Source organism: Shewanella subflava (assembly GCF_025971955.1).
GTDB classification, from domain to species: domain Bacteria; phylum Pseudomonadota; class Gammaproteobacteria; order Enterobacterales; family Shewanellaceae; genus Shewanella; species Shewanella subflava.
Genome location: NZ_JAPDMX010000025.1, coordinates 64,940 through 82,564 on the forward strand (window position 1 = coordinate 64,940; position 17,625 = coordinate 82,564).

Sequence of the window (17,625 nt, forward strand, 5' to 3'; positions counted from 1 at the left end):
TTAAGTCAAACACGGTGATTTTTGTCGAGTAGATTGTAACAGTTTAAGGAATGAATGTGAGTGCTTTATCACTATCAGGTAAGAGCTTAGTTGGTCGCCTCATGTTGGCATTTAGCCTGTTAGGACTGCTATTACTGTTATTAGTGAGCTTAGGCAGTTTATCCTTGTATTGGGTAAAGTTAGCCGATCAGTATTTATACGAAGAAGCCTTACCAGCCTCGGAAGCTGCCAGGCAACTTATGCAGTCGTCTAATGCATTACTTGACAATGCTCAAGGGCTTGAGCGAGTTGAAGAAGAAGCCCAGCGAGCGTTTTTAGGGCGCAAACTCTCCTTAGAAAGCACTAATTTATTAGCGGCTATTGAACGGCTTAATGGGTTAAATTTGCAAGATAATCATAGCCGTAAAGATAATAATTTGGCCTTACTCGCGGCTGACATTATTCATGACCTATCTGTTTTAGGGCGTCAAGTCGGTGCACGTTTAGCATTAACCGCACTATTAGATGATCAAGGCCGTGACCTTGCCGAAGCGGCCAGTCGGAGCAGCGTATTACTTGAAGCCGAGCTCGCGGTAGTCGACTCGGCTATTTTAGCCAAATTAAGCTTAGCTTACCCGCAAGTGGCAGGTGAAGCGCAAAGTGCCCACTTGCTCGACACTATCATAGAACAAGATTTAGATATCAGAGAGCGCTTAAATAGGGCGTTAGCCCTGATCCACCATATTGCATTAGTGGGCCAACTCTTGCAGTCACCTGAGCAACAACTTGGATTGAATAAAGTTTTAGACAGCATGACGCGGGTGCTGTATCAGTCTGAGTTTCGCCCTCAAACCCGTGGTCAAAATCTGTCGGGTGAATCTCCCCATTCCGCCCCAGGATTTGATGTTTCAAATAATGCGATAGATAAGCAAATTGATTTGATGCCGCTTGAATTACTTAAGGGACTGATCCGCGATCCGGTAAGGGCGACAGAGCTTCAGCAAGAATTAATTGCGTTAAGGGAAGTGAATATTGGTTTAGGTTTACAACAACAATATGCCGTGGTTCTTGCAAAGCAAAATGCTCAGCTAATGCAGCTAACCGACAAATTAAGCCAATTGAATAAGTCGGTCGATGGGGCGCTGAAAGCCCAGCAAACCCAAGCTGATAATGCTCGGCGAGATTTTTTGCAACAGTTGTTTTGGGCAAAGTCCGGCCTGTGGGCAACGGGTGTATTGATGTTTATCATCATGATGCTGGTGGTATATCGGGTGATTTACAAGGGGATTGCCCTGCGATTGAATGAAGCGACCGTGGCCTTATCACAATTAAGCTTAGGGAATACTGAGGTTGTGCTTGATCCCCATGGTGATGACGAACTCACCGCAATGGCTTCTGCTATCGAAGCATTCAAGCAAAAAACCACCCAAAATCAAGTGCTGCAAGCCGAGTTGCAAACTACCGCTTCAGAATTGATCGTGCATAAAGCCTCATTAGAAAATACCGTTCAGGCACGTACCATTGAGTTAGCCGAAACCAATCGCCAGCTGGATGCTGAAGCAAAAGGACATTCGGCCGCAAGGGAAATGGCTGAACAGGCCAGTAATGCTAAATCATTGTTTTTAGCCACCATGAGCCATGAAATTCGCACCCCATTAAATGGGTTGTTAGGCACGTTAACCTTATTAAGTCATTCACCTTTACCGCCAGCCCAAAAGCAAATGCTGGCCTTGTCGCAATATAGCGGCACATTACTGCAAACCGTGTTAAACGATATTTTAGATTTTTCGCGTTTAGAACAAGGCAAGTTAACGAATGAGCCGCGACCTGTCGCCATCAATGATCTGTTAGATGAAGTGATGGCCGTGATGATGTCAGGCGCGGGCTTGGCCGGATTATCTTTAAAGTTAACCCGTCAAAACTTGCCGCACTGGATCCATGTCGATGGCCCTAAACTGCGTCAGGTGCTGTTTAATTTATTGGGCAATGCCATTAAGTTTACTGTAAAGGGGGGCGTTGAATTACAGGTTGCCGTGGTAGAAAAACAGCTCACTTTCGCCGTAATTGATACTGGTGTTGGTATAAGTGAATCGGCAATGGAGCAATTATTCATTGCTTACAGTGCTCAGCCTAATCAAGGGCGCACCCGTGGTACGGGGTTGGGGCTGGCAATATGTAAAGAATTGGTCGCCTTGATGAACGATTTTGACAACAACAGCCAAAACAAACTCGACAATACCGGCCAATCTATTCGCGTGGACAGCCAAGTGGGTATGGGCTCAACATTTAGCTTTAGCTTACCACTGATTATTTGTAATCAAGCCGATGAATTACACCGTATCGAGTTGCCCAAAGTGGCACCTAAAAATCTGCTGGTAATTGAAGATAACAAAGTCAACGCCATGGTTGCTCAGGGTTTTTTAGCGCACCTTGGGCATCAATCGATATTGGTTGAAAGCTGTGCGCAGGCAAGAGCGGTTTATCGCCAGGATAACGCTGCACAGTTTGATGCGATTATGCTGGATATTCAATTGGGCGATGGTTCGGGCATTGAGTTGTTAGCTGAGTTAATCCAGATTGCACAATCGGCACGGGTTGTGACGAATATTGCTGCGTTTACCGCACAAGTGCAGGATGATGATTTGCAAATCTATAAAGCCGCAGGGTTTGATTCGGTACTTGAAAAACCACTGAATATGCAGGCTTTAGCGGCATGGATTGGCGTGGCTAGTGAAGCGTTTAAAACCGAGACCCACAGTGTGGAAGTGGGATTTACGAGTACCGCCACAACGCCTGAACATAATGAGAAAAACCGCAATAGTAGCGCAGTAGATGCAGGCAGCTTTGTTAAAGATAGCCTTCTTAAAGACAGTTTGGTTGAAGAGAGCCCAATTGCAGGTAAGCCAATTAACGCAGAAACGAATGACTCCCCGATAGACAAAGCACAGACAAGTTTGCTTAATGAACAACAAATTGCTGAGGATTTAGCCTACCTAGGGGCTGATGCGTTAAACGAAATGCTCAGCTTGTTTAAAGCAAGCAGCAGCGCTCAATTAGCGGCATTAGTGCAATTGCCAGCGAACAGCAGTGAATTATTACATGGACTTAAAGGCAGCAGCGCCAGCATGGGGTTAGTGGCGTTAACTCAGCTATGTCAACAGCTTGAATCTTGTACGCTAACTATTGAAGAGTATCAAGCATTGCAACAGCTATGGCAGGACTCAATTGATGCAGTGTCGCTTAAGTTAGCTGAAACTGCCGGTTAATCCAATTTGCCACTAGTATCTTGTTGAGCCAAGCCGTTGTTTATTATTGTTGATTTAAACCTCAGGGTAAGCTTTAACTTAACAATCATCTCCTGTCATCCTTTCGATTCATCGTGAGTAAAGACATTAATTTCACCGATTGCGTGAATAAAAAAACACCGAGGTAGCTCGGTGTTTTGGTCTTTGGGGGGAAGGGTAAAACTAACTTGCTTGTAGAGCATCACAATCACTGGCAACCCAGGCTTGGGTCAGGCGGGCTAAGGCAGCATAAAAATTCCCGCTATCAACCGTCACTACCTTAGCGGTAAACTGAGGTAACCAAGCATTCAAATATTGGGCGATAAAGGCATGTTGTGTTTTATCGTCACAGCAACAGGCTTGGTGGGCAATATAAGCTAGAATGACTGCGATATGATCCGCAGGTTCAGGAAACTCACTTTGCACCATCAATTGACTTTGTTGTAAAAAAGTCTTCATTTGCTGATGTTGTTCACCAAATAACAAGACTTCATCTGTGGCGTCATTATTCCCTATATATAAGCTGGCATAGGGACTTGCGCTATGTTTGGTGCCGACTAAAAACAAGCCACAATAATCCGCGGCAAGTTCTAATAACGCCCTGTCAGTATTGAGTGTATTTAACACTGAATTTAGGCGAGTGATATCTTGTGCCAATAAGGGATCGCTGGCCAGTTGAGTAAAGAAGGCTTGAGCCTGACTGGATGTCAGTTCATGCAATAGTTGATGATCAAGCTCTTTAGCAAAAAGCGATGAGAGCAGTTTGTATACCATCGCGCGCCCCTGGTTCATTGGGGTGGCATATTTTTGCTTATCAGTCATCTATGTGATCTCCTTTGACCCAATTCAGGTCGATTTTATCTTGATGGTTATTTAGCGCGAGCGGAGCATGGCGCTAAATAACCGCAGTTAACTGCTAACTGGGTGAATTACAGTTTCGTTTCAATTGGGCCAGTAAACGAGCTGACTTCTGGCACTTTGCCCTGATACTTTTCAAAGTTAACTAAACAAGTATAGGCAGCACAGGCTTGGGCCAGCTTGGAGGTGCCGATATCTTGAGTCAAGGTATTGGGATCGCCATAACTGCATAACGCCCCTATTTCATTGCCGCCTTGTTTACTGCCATCTTTGCCAACAGGGCCGTACCAGGCACCTTCGTGGATACGAATAACGCCGCGTGGAAAGCTGTCTGACACAACGGCGCCAGCAAGCAATTGACCTCGGTCGTTAAATACCCGCACTATGTCACCGTCTTTAATGCCACGTTGCTGGGCATCGGTTGGGTTTAGGTAAACTGGCTCACGCCCTTTTATTGTGTAAGTTGCACGATATTCTTCAGACTCACACATTTGCGAATGTAAACGTTTATCTGGGTGACAAGATTGCATCCAAACAGGGTATTTATCTGAGCCGGGGCCGCCATGGCTGCGTTCAGATTTTTCCATCCAAGTAGGATGGCCGGGGCAATCATCATAGTTAAACTGCGCAATCTTACGACTGAATATCTCAATCAAACCCGATGGTGTACCCAGTGGTGCCATTTCGGGATCGTTTCTGAAATCAGCGTGACGCGTCCAAGGTTGACCTTCGCCAAAGTGAACATAACCGTCTTTCCAGAAGGTATCGAAATCTGGCATATCAAACTTGCCAGCATTATCGGCTTTACAGTCGTTATATAGCTTTTTAAGCCAATCAAACTCAGACATGCCGCGGGTGTATTCTTGCTCTTTACCCAAAATTTTGGCAAATCGAGTAAAGATTTCAAAGTCAGATAAGCTTTCAAATAATGGCTCAACCATCTTTTGCATCGCTAATACACCACGGTTAGCGTAACTGCCGTAGACGTCAATATCATTGCGCTCAAACGTGGTACATGCGGGTAACACAATATCAGAGAATCGGCATGTTGCCGTCCAGTTCATATCAATGGTGACCACACATTCAAGCTTTTTGAATGCTTGCTTCATTTTGTTTCTATCTTGATGGTGGTTCCAAGGGTTATTCCCCGAAAACACCATCATTTTGACATCTGGATAGGTGACTTTTGTGCCATTAGCATCGATGGTTTTCCCCGGCTCTAATATGGCATCAATCCAGCGGGCAACTGGTATAGTGCTGCTTGCGCCTTTGAAATCATTATTATCAAACAGCGGCTTTTGGCCCTCATCTAAATTACGTGGAAATGCCCCAGGTGCAGCAGCACCTGATGAGGGGACGCCAATACTTGAGTAGTGGTGACCATAGCTGATCCCGCCGCCGGGTAAACCTATTTGGCCAATCATAGTAGCCAATACCGCGGCCATCCAATAAGGTTGTTCACCGTGTTGTTGACGCTGAATACACCAGCCCATCATGATTTGGGTACGGCCTTTAGTCATTACCTTGGCTAAATCACGAATGATCTCAGGCGTGACGCCAGTAATCTTGCTTGCCCATTCTGGTGTTTTGGCAATGCCATCAGACTCACCTAATAGGTAAGGTAAAAAGTGTTCAAAGCCTAGGCTGTAACCTTCGATAAACTTTTTATCATGCAGGTTTTGGTTAACCATTTCATGGGCGATACCCAGCATTAATGCCACGTCAGTTTGTGGATTGACATACAGTTGCTCACAACCCAAATATTTCTGCGTTTTGGTGACCACAGGGTCGATGCTGATCACGCGGATTTTACCTTGTTTAACCTTTTCTTTTAGCTTGGCAAGGTAGCCATATGATTCATGGGTTTCTGCGTTCCAACCCACCTGCAGGTTTTTATAGGGGTCGTTAGACCATAAGATAATGGTGTCTGACTGTTCAAGGATTAATGGCCATGATGTGCCCTGAGCATAGACCTCAGTTGATCCTAAAATATACGGTAAAATGGTTTGCCCTGCGCCAGTCGAGTAATCACCAATTTTTTTAACAAAATTACCGTGCATGCCAACAGCGCGTTGCATATGGCTAGTGCTTGAGTGTAATTGTCCCGTAGCGCGCCAGCCTGTTTGCCCAGCATGTAAGCCAGATGGACCATAGTTGGTTTGTATTTCGTCTAATGAATCTTTGAACAGGTTCAGTGCCTTGTCCCAGGTGACACGAACAAAGCGGAAATCACCGCGCTGTGAAGTATCACTTTTATGGCCATTTAATAAAAAATCTAAACGCACCATAGGATAACGAACGCGTGATGGGTTATACACTAACCCTTTTACGCCGTTAATCATGTCGGTTGGATACTTGTCTAAATCAAATGGGATCACCTGATCGATAACACCATTTTTACGCTTCATTTTGAATGCGCCAAAATGCGAGCCGGTTGTTAACCAATCATCATTCGCCATAGTTCCCGCTGCAGCCAAGGCTCTAAATGGCGCTAGCACTGATGCACTGCTTAGGCTAACAAATGAGGTTGCTGCTAAGCCTTTAAGAAAGTCTCTTCTGTTCATAATGATGTCCTATTAGTGCGCTGACTTGTCGAAAGTAGATGAATGTTCCTGCAGGTACTTCTGCACAAGTGCTTGGGTATCTTGGTCCATGTTGACGAACGCTATCATGCCTTGAAACATTCCTGGCCAGCTGTTGGCATCGAAGTGCGCTTCAGCTGGTTGGGTATGACACACACTACAACTGTTGGTATATGTGTCTCTTGCATAGTCCCAAAGTGGCTGTAGGTCTTTCACTAAGTAATCGGAGTCGGTCCAAATTTGGGCTTCAACACGTTGCCAAATAAGCCCTGTCATTGGATCTTCTTTTTGCTCAAATACTTGCATTACACCATCTTCAAGGGCGGCATCTTTTGACAATTGAGCCGATAAAATGTTGAGGCCAAAATCGTAGTAAATCACTCGACCCGCACCGACTTTTTTGCGCCAGCCATCAATGCCAATTTTAACGCGATTCCCTTTGGTTTCTAACACAGTCACTTTGGTGGCAATGTTTAAGGTACCGGCTTCAACGTCAGTTTTTTCGTTAAAGTAAAGTGGCTTGGTCAAGGCGGTAAAGTAACTGCTGTTTATTTCAAGGCTAGATTCACCAGCACCGACTTGGGCAATTAATTCAGGTGCACGTGAGGTGCCCATATCAGGTAGCTTGTGGGCAATGCCTTTGTGACAATCGATACAGCTTTGGTCTGTTTCCGCAGCACGTTTCATTTGTTTCTGCGCCAGTTTTGACATGTCTTCCCACTTCATTGAGTCGTAGTTATGACAGTTTTTACAGGCTAATGAATTATCACGGTCAAAACGTTTCCACTCACGGCTGGCCATTTCAAGACGTTTTGCTTCAAACTTTTCTTCGGTATTCACGGTTTGCATTAACCAGCCCCACATATCATGTGATGCTTCAATTTTACGGCCGATTTTACGGCTCCAATTATGCGGCACGTGACAATCAGGACATGTCGCTCGCACACCAGAGTGATTAGACCAATGCACGGTTTGCTGTAACTCTTGGTAGGGTTTGCTTTCCATACTGTGGCAACTAATACAAAACTCTTCAGTGTTAGTCAGTTCTAAAGCCGTATTAAAACCACCCCAAAAAATAATGCCCATCAAAAAGGCTGAAAGACTAATAGTGCCTAAGGTGAGATATTTAGCTGGCTGGTTGAGTGTGCGCCAGGTGTTGATAAACCATTTCATAACGACATCCTTAATAAGATTGACCCTGAGTGAGAAGGATTAGTGAGCGACCACGCCACCAAAAGCTTGGATCATCCAAATAACAAAGCCATAGGCACTAATGCTGGTGGCTGTGATAATGGGGAATAATAAAAAAATGATAAATCCCAGTGCTTTAAGCTCATTGAATTTCACTTTTTTAGCTGTTTCAGATAAATCTTTTGCGGTCATGATTTGCTCTCTTGATGATGACTTCTACCGATGAAGCCCATATTAGATAAGAGTTGTGAATGACAGTCAGACTGTGGATGAATGAATTTAGACAACTTATGAAAGAATATGAACAAATCCGCAGATGACATTTGAAATCTGATAACAATTGTTTTAACTAGCTGATATGATTTGGGTATATCTGCTTGCTATCTCAGGTAGCATCAACCGGTAATTGCCCATTTTGTGGAAATATTTATGACTTATTCCTTGGTTGCGTTAACTGAAGATCACCTTGCTGACATGTCAGTCATTGAGCAGTCGTGCCATCATTCGCCAATGTCCCCTGCCACATTAGCCAGTTGTTTTGGGCATTTGTATCGTGTTGAAGGCGTGATGTCAGAGGGGAAGTTATTGGGGTTTAGCATTGTTCAGCAGGTGATTGATGAAGTCACCTTAATGGATATTTGCATTGCCCCCTCAGCACAGGGTTTAGGCTTAGGTAAGCGCTTATTAACTTCGTTAGTTGCACAGGCAAAGGCATTAAATGCCATGGTAATTATGTTAGAGGTTCGCCAATCAAATCTCATTGCGATTGGGCTGTATGAAAAAGCAGGCTTTGTTGAAACCAGTCGTCGTAAGGGGTATTACCCCACGGACGATGGACATGAAGATGCGGTGTTGATGGATTTAGTATTGAGTTAATTATCCTCGCTATCGAAAGTTAAATTCGAGGGCATATCCGCTATTAGTATTCGACTGCCACTAGATACATAGGCATTCGATATTCGCAGTTGTTATTTATTCCTACTCTTTATACGACAATAATATCGTTTGATAAAAAACTTAAGATTGTCATCAACGGTAATGAAGTAATAGTTTGATCACTTTGAAACTCAGTTTTGGACAAAAACGATTTAGAACACTGCCTGCAGCAGGCCTATGTGCAAGCACGACCGTGACACGCTGCGAGTTCGTCCCTGAAAGCTCGGCCATGACGTCCATGTCATGGACGGTCACGGCCGCGCTTACACTGGAATTATTATCTCTTCGATTTGACTGTATTTGGGCAATTATAAAAAGCAAAAAAATAAGTAACTAATCAGCTAAAAGGCTCAATATGAATAGAGGTCATCGAGAAAAGGCCGTGAGCTTGGCATGGATGCCAAGCTAGCTTTCGTTAGGCCACGGATGGCCTATCGGAAGCGTTAGGGCTTTTCGACAATGGCCGAAGTAAGCTAAAAATGAAGTTTAATGCTGAATCAAACCCCATCGAAAAAATGCGTTTTTCAGCATTTTTCGTCTGGGGCGCTGAGGGTTTCCAAAGGGGCGCAAGCGTTTTGCCCCTTTGGTCTGGTGTGGGCGAAGCGCCACGACGTTTGTGGCCGCAGGCCATCTACTAAACTCATTTTGGGGCATAAGCATGCCAGAAGCAATCCGACCAAGAGTAGGATGGACAAAAGTGTGTTGGAAGGTTTGAAAATTTAGTAAAAGACATGCTCCCGTTAGTTCTTCATAATCTTGAAAATAACAATCGATTAAAAGAATGGATGACATGAGTAAAATTGAGGATAAACAAATAATCAATTGGATTAAAAACCAAGAATTTTCGAAGCTAACTTTTTTAGATAGCAGTTGGCAGTTCGATGAGAATGAATGGTATCTAGGGTTTTATTACTTTATCCAATATCTAAAGCAAGAATGTTTAGATGATGTTATTGCCGAAGTAACTTTACGACACGGAGATGAATCGTCCGCCTACCGCTACCTTGGGGATACTGCCAATAAGATTTACAGCTCATTCAATGAACAACACATACCAGCCGGCTTCTATCGACACGCTATAAAACTAAACCCAAATAACGCTCACGCCCATTGGGGGCTTTTCATAACAGATGATGATATGAATTCATGCATCACATCTTTAAAACTCAATTATGAAAACAATGAATTTGAGCACTTAGACAGCGCAATAAATAAACTAATAAGCTACCGAAGCAATCGTCTCTCAGACTTTACATTTCAAGACTGGCAGTTTATCAAATCTTTAATTCAAGACAGTAAAGTTACTTGCAGGAGAGATATGCTTGTTTTTGTGCTTTTCTATCTTGATGAAGTTGAGGAGTGTTTAACTCAAATAGAGTCAATGGAGACCGTAAGCGTTGAAATCATCAAGGCGTATTTAAATCGCAACCTAATCAGTAAAGAGTTAGCACTAAGCAAGCTTAATTACTGGGAGGTCGATAAGCTTTTGGAGGACGACGACAAAGCAATTTACCAAGCTTATATTAAAGAATCAGAGAAAGGCGAAGTTAACCCTTCCAGGCAGGTGCTAATACAAAAGGCTTTTCAGGCTGGAGAATTTAAAGACGTCGTCACTTACCACGAAGGATCTCCAACAGACGATTTGCATTACCGGAACGATATAAACGGACGCCTGTATTATTTGCTAGCTTTATCGTACCTAAAACAACCAGTGAACAAGCAAATTTTGGCATTTATTAATGACAAGGCAGATACCTTGCGTGATGAATCTAAAATTCTATATCAAGCTGTTAGATGCAAACACAAAATCGATGAGCTAGAGCGACTGTTCCTAGAAAATACACATTTCAACGGTACGATTGATAGTTTGGGAATATATGAAGAAGTGACTAAGGCATTCGACTCCCAAGACCTAATCAATCATCAAATCTATGAACATTTGAGTGGCGAGTTAAAGTCATTAAAAACCAAGTGGAATGACGCATACTACAATACACAGCTAGTAGAGATGAAAGCTAAACTATCTAACGGAGATATGAGTAGCAACGACTTCCTACGTTTATACAATTTTGGCATAGCTTGCAATGAATTTGATTTCGTAATTGAAAATGTCACCAAGTTTCATGCTAGTAACAAACCAACCATGTCATCATACTATTGCATTGGCGTATGTCATGAGCGCAAAAACGAACTCGATCATGCATTTGAATACTACAAGCTTGCTGTACAGTTGATGCACTCATCAAAAGACTACAATCACATTATCATTGGTAATTATATTAGCTGTGCAGAAAGATTGCCCGACGTAGAAATAGCAGAAAAAGAATATAACGACTTGCGACGCAAGTATAATGCTGACCTAGTCAACCAGTTCAAATGGCACATCTTTACAGCAAAATCAGGCCGGCTTTTTAAGTACTCACCTTTTAATGTTAATAGTATTGATGCACTTACAAACCAGTATTTCTATTTGGCGTCAAAAAACCAGTTAAATGACCCTATTGAACTACCAACATTAAGTAAGCTTGATTCTAATTACCTCATAGAAACCAACTATCGAATCTGCTCACTATCGAACAACAATAACTCTATATTGATGTGGTCTCACTACGCCCAAGAGCACCAAGGCATAATGGTCGAGTATTGGTTTGGAGGGGAATTCCCCTGCGGGGTTGGCATAGAAAAAGTGAGCTACATAGATGAATCTAAAAGAAACTTAGAAAAAAATTTATATGTTTTTAATCAGTATCTTCTAACTAAAAACAATGATTGGTCTTATGAAGATGAAGTTAGAATATTCACTAATGTTACAGAAAAAATCAACTTTGAGAGCTTTGATTACCCGAATACTGATCGCAGCAAAATCAACGCTAGGATTTGCAGTATTACGCTAGGGTGTGAATTCCCTAACGATAAGAGAAAACTAATAGCAAATTTAGCTAACACTATAAATTTAAAAAGAAAAAATCATGTTCCTAAAATAACTTTGCGAGAAGCTTTTATCTCACAAAATAACTGTTTCACACTAGAATATCGGGATATAGACATTTCAAAAATCTAATGAAGAACCGCAGGGGGTGAGCGTCACTCGGTGTCTATCATTAGAAATAATTAGATCTTTTACGATAGCTTGAAACTCATAATGGGGCAAAACCAAGTCAGTGTTTTAAAATAATCTTATTCGACTCAATCTTTAAAACCTGCAGGTTGAGAAAATACTGTCGCAGTTCATTATGGTGATTTGCGAGCCGACCATCCGACCCAGGGATGGGTCGGTTGAGCTACAAGGATGTACTTGCTGCGTGTCGGTGAGTTAATGCCATGTTGAACCTATAAAGTACACCTCAAGATACATTCATTAGCTATGAATGCAGCGCCATATTCCAAATAAACTTTGAGGGCAGAAATATCTTAGTCCTTAACTTGCTTCCTCAGTAAAAAAACAAAAATATCAAACTAGAATATTCTTTACTCAAAAAAAACGGCGCTATCAGCGCCGTTTCTGTTCAAACTCTAAAGGCAAAAAGTTATTTCACTTCTTTACCTTGAGCTTGTAAGTCCGCATGGTAGCTTGAGCGAACAAGCGGGCCACATGCTGCGTGAGTAAAGCCAATTTCATCAGCCAAAGCTTTAAGCTCGTCAAACTCAGCGGGTGGCACGTAACGCTCAACCGGTAAGTGGAACTTACTAGGCTGCAAATATTGACCTAATGTCAGCATTTCAACGTTGTGCGCGCGTAAGTCACGTAGAACTTCGGCAATTTCTTCGTTGGTTTCACCTAGGCCCATCATCAAACCTGATTTGGTCGGCACATTCGGATGACGTTCTTTAAACTTCTTCAATAGGTCTAGCGACCATTGATAATTAGCACCTGGGCGCGCTTTACGGTAATGTTTTGGCGCGGTTTCAAGATTGTGGTTAAACACATCTGGTGGCTCAGTGGCTAAGATGTCTAATGCGGCATCAATACGACCACGGAAATCAGGCACTAAAATCTCGATTTTGATTTCAGGATTAAGCAGTCGAATTTCTCGAATACAATCAGCAAAGTGCTGTGCGCCGCCATCACGCAAATCATCACGGTCTACAGAGGTGATAACCACGTATTTAAGCTTCATATCCGCAATGGTTTGAGCCAATTTTTTAGGCTCATCAGCATCAGGTTGTAACGGACGACCATGGGCAACATCACAAAATGGGCAACGACGGGTACAAATCGCGCCGAGGATCATAAAGGTGGCGGTGCCGTGGTTGAAACATTCAGCAAGATTAGGGCAAGAGGCTTCTTCACAGACTGAATGCAGGCCATTTTTACGTAGCGCTGATTTAATATCAAGAATACGTTGGTTAGATGCTGGCAGTTTTACCCGTAACCAATCAGGCTTGCGCAGCATGGTTTCGCGCTCTGAGGGTACAATTTTGATAGGGATGCGTGAGACTTTATCGGCGTCACGTAGTTTAACTCCCGGTTGTAATCTTTCAGGCCTATTCATTATTCTGCTAATCCTTGGTGATGTACAAGTTGTTGATAGCCCATAACCTGGCTAAATGTTTGAATGAGTTTGTCGCCAGCTTCTTTAACGGTTTGTGGCCCGCCAAGTGCTTTACATTGCACCATTTCAAGTCCGGCATAGCCACAGGGGTTAATGCGCTGGAATGGCGCTAAATCCATGTCGACATTTAATGCTAAGCCGTGGAATGAACAGCCTTTGCGAATACGTAAGCCCAATGAGGCTACTTTTCGTTCTTGCACATAAACGCCTGGTGCGTCCGCTTTGGCATAAGCTTCAACATCGTATTGGGCCAGCATATCGACAATACTTTGCTCGATGTTGTTTACTAGCTGTCTCACGCCCATTTTATTACGTTTTATGTCGATAAGTGGATAAACCACTAATTGCCCAGGGCCGTGATAGGTGACTTGCCCCCCGCGATCAACCTGAATAACCGGAATATCACCAGGGTTTAGAATATGCTCGCTTTTACCCGCTTGACCTTGAGTAAATACCGGTGGATGCTCAACAACCCAAAGTTCATCTTGGCTGTTGTTATCGCGCGTGTCTGTGTATAACTGCATGGCATGCCAAACAGACTCGTAGTCTTGCATGCCAAGGTGGCGTATGTGCAAAGTTGATGCTGACAAGGGCAACGTCTCCCCAAAGGTTGGACTGTTCAAGCACGGTTAAATAATTCCCGAGTATTATACTCAAGTTTTATCTATTTATCGTACTTATTTAACCATTAGAGAACGCGTTTTACGCCTTCGATAGCGGCAAGATCCATATAGGCTTTTTCAATATGTTCTTTGCTATTAACAGTAATGCGAATAGTGACTGAATAATAACTGCCTTTGCTTGATGCTTTAACGGTAGGTACGTAGTCGCCTGGCGCTAATTGCTGTGCAACAGCAACAACGCGATCCGCTAGGGTATCATCGGCATCGCCGATCACTTTAAACGGACAAGCATTAGGGAAGGTCATGACTTCATCAAAAGTGGTATTTAACATCGGATTACTCTTTGGTGATTGTTAACACTAAATATGGTGACAATTATACCTGATTCAAGTGTGTTGTGATCTGAAATAATAAAGCCGCTGTAAAAGCGGCTTTAATGTATTGATTATTATGTCATTATTTATGACTATTCAAACCAGCTTGCAAACATCTGTTTGAAATAATCCATTAGTTTGCTTATCCAGCTGCCTTCTTCTACGGCATTTAGCGTCACGAGTGGGAACTGGGCAATGTCTTTACCGTCAAGCTGGAAGAACACACGCCCTACGGTTTCACCTTTTTCTAGCGGCGCAGCAAGTGGCTTGGTTAATTCAAAATTTGCTTGTAAGTCTTTCGCTTTACCACGGCTGATGGTGATAGGGGTGTCTGTCATTACACCTAGGTCAACGTTATCAACGTCACCGTACCAAATTTTTTGGCTAACAAAAGTATCACCAGCTTTATACGGGGTGATGGTTTCAAAAAAGCGGAAACCATAGTTAAGCAGCTTTTTACTTTCGGCTTTTCGAGCCGATTCGCTGCTTGTGCCCATGACAACAGTAATTAAGCGCATACCTTCATCATTGGTTGCCGATGACACTAAATTGTAACCAGCACCTGACGTATGGCCCGTTTTAATGCCGTCTACTTTTAGGCTGTTGTCCCACAGTAAACCGTTACGGTTATATTGGGTGATGCCATTAAAGGTGAAAGATTTTTCAGCATACACGCGATACTCTTCTGGCACATCACGGATAAGCGCCGCGCCTAAAATAGCCATGTCATAGGCGGTGGTTTTGTGATTGTCAGAATCTAAACCGTGTGAGTTTTCAAAGTAGCTGTCATTCATCCCCAACTGCTTGGCCCACGAATTCATTAAATCAACGAATGCGCCTTCAGTGCCCGCTATGTGTTCAGCCATCGCCACACAAGCATCATTACCCGATTGAATAATAATCCCGCGGTTCAAATCAGCCACTTTGACTGTTTTACCGACTTCAATGAACATTTTTGAGGAATCTGGGAAGTTTTTTGACCAAGCGTTTTGGGTGATAAGGACATCATCATCCAATGAAATGTTGCCCACTTTGACTTCATGGCCAATGACATAGCTGGTTAACATTTTAGTTAAACTTGCTGGGTTTGAGCTGTCATATGCATTTTGCTCGGCGATCACTCTTCCCGAATAATAGTCCATTAATACATAGGATTTTGCAGCAACACTGGGTGCGTCTGGTGTCACCATAGGTGCACGATTGGGTGTTGGTCGAGCATCTGGCTGCGGTGTGTTTGCTAAAGTCGTAAACGACACAAAAGAAAGCAGCAGGGCAGTAGCGATTGGGGCTTTGGCAATATTCATCATGAAATTAGCAAGTCTCTATTTAATTCGAAGATAAGACAATAAGAAATCGATTATAACATTAGTCACATCATTAATAGGCAATGAAATCGCATTAAGGTTCCTTCATTGCCTAAAAAAATGCTTAGGGCACAATAAAACTCTGAGGATAACCGCTGCTATGCAGGTTATCTAATAGTTTATTGGTTAAGTATATTTTACCAATAGGGCCTAATTGGATCCTGTGCAGCCCGTTTCCAGAAACAATACGCGATGAAACACCGTATTTGCGCTCAAGCTCTTTGGCTAAGGTGTTTATTCTTAACTTGTCTTTAGAGGCGACAACTTGAATGTAGTGGTTTTCTACATCGGTCACTTCATTGATCGCACGTTGTTCATTTGACTCAACATGAATCACTTCTAAGTGTACCTTTGCCGTTCCTTTGCCTAGCATGCCAAGGTGGTAGGCACCTGCATAGGATAAATCGATTACACGGCCATGATGAAAGGGGCCACGATCGTTTACTCTGACAATAATTTGCTTATTGTTTTCAAGATTGGTGACTTTCACGTAACTGGGTAGCGGTAAGTTTTTATGGGCGGCGGACATGGTATACATGTCATAGGTTTCGCCATTTGAGGTTAAATGCCCATGAAACTTTGCCCCATACCATGATGCATGACCTGTCTCAGTAAACCCTTTTCCCGTTGGTAATACTTTATAACTTTTTCCTAATACAGTGTAATTGCGATTACCTTGACGACTGTAATGTTCAAATTTGGGAACAGCGTTTTGCACTTTGCTGACATCTGGCGCATTTTCAGGATATTTGTCATCAGCCATATGGTAGCGGCCAAATTGGTTTTTCGATTTATTGGCTGCATTTTTATCATTGGTTTGTGGCTTGGATGAGCAAGCCGCCATTAGCATAATAAGTATTAGGCTAATGGCACTGAAGAGTATTTTATTTTGCATTGTATTGGGCTTTTAATTGCTCACTAAATTGATAAACGGCCATGGCATATAACGGACTGCGGTTATATCGAGTAATCACATAAAAATTGTTTAATCCTAACCAGTATTCGTCTGCGTTAGGTTGTTCTAATTTTACCAGCATTGCCTTTTGTGACACATCGATATCTTTTGCCGAAGCCAGGCTTAGGTCTGTAGATAAAATATCCGATGCTTTGTAATGCAGTCTTTCGTTAGTCCAGACTTTGGCTTTAGGGGCTTTATTGCTTTTGTTGTTTAAGGCGAGCACTACAGGCTCATGTCTTTTCCAGCCATGTTGATGAAAATAATTAGCCACACTGCCAATCGCGTCGGCTTTGCTGGTGAGTAAGTCGCGTCGGCCATCACCACTGAAGTCGACCGAGTAATGACGGTAACTTGATGGAATGAACTGACCATAACCCATTGCACCAGCATACGAACCTTTCAAGGTATCATTATCGAGTTTTTCTTCTTTAATCAGTGACATTAAATTGCCATATTCACTTCTAAAAAAGGTGGCACGTGGCGCGTAATAAAAGCCTAGGGTATAGAGGGCATCCTGAACACGGTAGTTACCCATGTAACCACCATAAAAGGTTTCAATGCCGATAATCGCCACGATGATTTGTGGGTCGACATTAAATTTATCGGCAGCTTTTGCTATGGTGTCGGCATTTTCTTGCCAAAACTCTATGCCTTTGGCTAAGCGTTTTTCTGTCAAAAATATCGGATAATACTGGTGCCAGGGTTTGGCTTCCCAAGGCTTGGTGATAGCGTCGATCACTTCTTGGGTGTAAGTCGATTGGTTTAAGAATGCTTCGACTTCCTGCTGGCTAAAACCTTGTTTAATTTGGTCAGCCATAAATTGCTTTTTCAGGGCCTCAACATCTGTGGTAGCGGAAGCGGAGCCAATATGCGCTGAAACAATTAATGCGATTGTGCTAAACAAGCGGGTAGATAATTTCATC

Annotated in this window: 13 protein-coding genes; 3 read left to right on the forward strand and 10 right to left on the reverse strand. The window is 42.9% G+C overall.

Annotated features, from left to right (window positions below):
* The first annotated feature begins 101 nt into the window (after positions 1–101).
* A complete protein-coding gene (torS, locus tag OHT75_RS10645) occupies positions 102–3,245 on the forward strand; it encodes a TMAO reductase system sensor histidine kinase/response regulator TorS (protein ID WP_406682012.1) in 3,144 nt (1,047 codons plus the stop codon).
* A gap of 201 nt (positions 3,246–3,446) precedes the next feature.
* Here the strand turns inward: torS and torD are convergent, their stop codons facing one another.
* From torD to OHT75_RS10665, 4 genes are all read right to left on the reverse strand, one after another.
* A complete protein-coding gene (torD, locus tag OHT75_RS10650) occupies positions 3,447–4,085 on the reverse strand; it encodes a molecular chaperone TorD (protein WP_264726458.1) in 639 nt (212 codons plus the stop codon).
* A gap of 107 nt (positions 4,086–4,192) precedes the next feature.
* Positions 4,193–6,685 (reverse strand): trimethylamine-N-oxide reductase TorA, encoded by a 2,493-nt coding sequence (gene torA / locus OHT75_RS10655; RefSeq protein ID WP_264726459.1) that lies wholly within the window; start codon positions 6,683–6,685, stop codon positions 4,193–4,195.
* Positions 6,686–6,697: 12 nt separating this feature from the next.
* Positions 6,698–7,876 (reverse strand): pentaheme c-type cytochrome TorC, encoded by a 1,179-nt coding sequence (gene torC / locus OHT75_RS10660; RefSeq protein ID WP_264726460.1) that lies wholly within the window; start codon positions 7,874–7,876, stop codon positions 6,698–6,700.
* A 39-nt stretch (positions 7,877–7,915) separates the two neighbouring features.
* Entirely contained in the window at positions 7,916–8,086 is a 171-nt protein-coding gene (locus OHT75_RS10665; RefSeq protein ID WP_264726461.1) for a periplasmic nitrate reductase, NapE protein, read from the reverse strand.
* 237 nt (positions 8,087–8,323) lie between these two features.
* On the opposite strand from OHT75_RS10665, the gene rimI reads away from it, so the two are divergent.
* Entirely contained in the window at positions 8,324–8,770 is a 447-nt protein-coding gene (rimI, locus tag OHT75_RS10670) for a ribosomal protein S18-alanine N-acetyltransferase (protein ID WP_264726462.1), read from the forward strand.
* A gap of 850 nt (positions 8,771–9,620) precedes the next feature.
* Complete coding sequence (locus OHT75_RS10675; protein ID WP_264726463.1) at positions 9,621–11,891, forward strand: DUF2971 domain-containing protein; 2,271 nt, start codon at positions 9,621–9,623, stop codon at positions 11,889–11,891.
* 466 nt (positions 11,892–12,357) lie between these two features.
* Here the strand turns inward: OHT75_RS10675 and lipA are convergent, their stop codons facing one another.
* The 6 genes from lipA to mltB form a co-directional block, all read right to left on the reverse strand.
* Positions 12,358–13,323 carry a lipoyl synthase gene (gene lipA, locus OHT75_RS10680; RefSeq protein ID WP_264726464.1) on the reverse strand — a complete coding sequence of 322 codons (966 nt, stop codon included), beginning with the start codon at positions 13,321–13,323 and terminating at the stop codon, positions 12,358–12,360.
* Positions 13,323–13,973, reverse strand: coding sequence for a lipoyl(octanoyl) transferase LipB (lipB, locus tag OHT75_RS10685; protein ID WP_264726465.1), 651 nt, complete (start codon positions 13,971–13,973; stop codon positions 13,323–13,325). Before lipB ends, lipA begins: the two co-directional genes overlap by 1 nt.
* Positions 13,974–14,071: 98 nt before the next feature.
* The gene (gene ybeD, locus OHT75_RS10690; protein WP_264726466.1) at positions 14,072–14,338 is read right to left on the reverse strand and encodes a DUF493 family protein YbeD; all 267 of its coding nucleotides are present in this window, start codon (positions 14,336–14,338) and stop codon (positions 14,072–14,074) included.
* Between the two features lie 134 nt (positions 14,339–14,472).
* Complete coding sequence (locus OHT75_RS10695; RefSeq protein ID WP_264726467.1) at positions 14,473–15,687, reverse strand: serine hydrolase; 1,215 nt, start codon at positions 15,685–15,687, stop codon at positions 14,473–14,475.
* A 121-nt stretch (positions 15,688–15,808) separates the two neighbouring features.
* A complete protein-coding gene (locus OHT75_RS10700; protein ID WP_264726468.1) occupies positions 15,809–16,639 on the reverse strand; it encodes a septal ring lytic transglycosylase RlpA family protein in 831 nt (276 codons plus the stop codon).
* Positions 16,629–17,624, reverse strand: coding sequence for a lytic murein transglycosylase B (gene mltB, locus OHT75_RS10705; protein ID WP_264726469.1), 996 nt, complete (start codon positions 17,622–17,624; stop codon positions 16,629–16,631). The genes OHT75_RS10700 and mltB overlap by 11 nt, the downstream gene beginning before the upstream one ends.
* Position 17,625: the final 1 nt, after the last annotated feature.

Coding starts and splice junctions, on each gene's coding strand:
- torS (WP_406682012.1), top strand. CDS start 102: ATGTTGGCATTTAGCCTGTTAGGACTGCTATTACTGTTATTAGTGAGC.
- OHT75_RS10700 (WP_264726468.1), bottom strand. CDS start 16,639: ATGCAAAATAAAATACTCTTCAGTGCCATTAGCCTAATACTTATTATG.
- ybeD (WP_264726466.1), bottom strand. CDS start 14,338: ATGTTAAATACCACTTTTGATGAAGTCATGACCTTCCCTAATGCTTGT.
- OHT75_RS10675 (WP_264726463.1), top strand. CDS start 9,621: ATGAGTAAAATTGAGGATAAACAAATAATCAATTGGATTAAAAACCAA.
- torD (WP_264726458.1), bottom strand. CDS start 4,085: ATGACTGATAAGCAAAAATATGCCACCCCAATGAACCAGGGGCGCGCG.
- rimI (WP_264726462.1), top strand. CDS start 8,324: ATGACTTATTCCTTGGTTGCGTTAACTGAAGATCACCTTGCTGACATG.
- torC (WP_264726460.1), bottom strand. CDS start 7,876: ATGAAATGGTTTATCAACACCTGGCGCACACTCAACCAGCCAGCTAAA.
- torA (WP_264726459.1), bottom strand. CDS start 6,685: ATGAACAGAAGAGACTTTCTTAAAGGCTTAGCAGCAACCTCATTTGTT.
- lipA (WP_264726464.1), bottom strand. CDS start 13,323: ATGAATAGGCCTGAAAGATTACAACCGGGAGTTAAACTACGTGACGCC.
- OHT75_RS10665 (WP_264726461.1), bottom strand. CDS start 8,086: ATGACCGCAAAAGATTTATCTGAAACAGCTAAAAAAGTGAAATTCAAT.
- OHT75_RS10695 (WP_264726467.1), bottom strand. CDS start 15,687: ATGATGAATATTGCCAAAGCCCCAATCGCTACTGCCCTGCTGCTTTCT.
- mltB (WP_264726469.1), bottom strand. CDS start 17,624: ATGAAATTATCTACCCGCTTGTTTAGCACAATCGCATTAATTGTTTCA.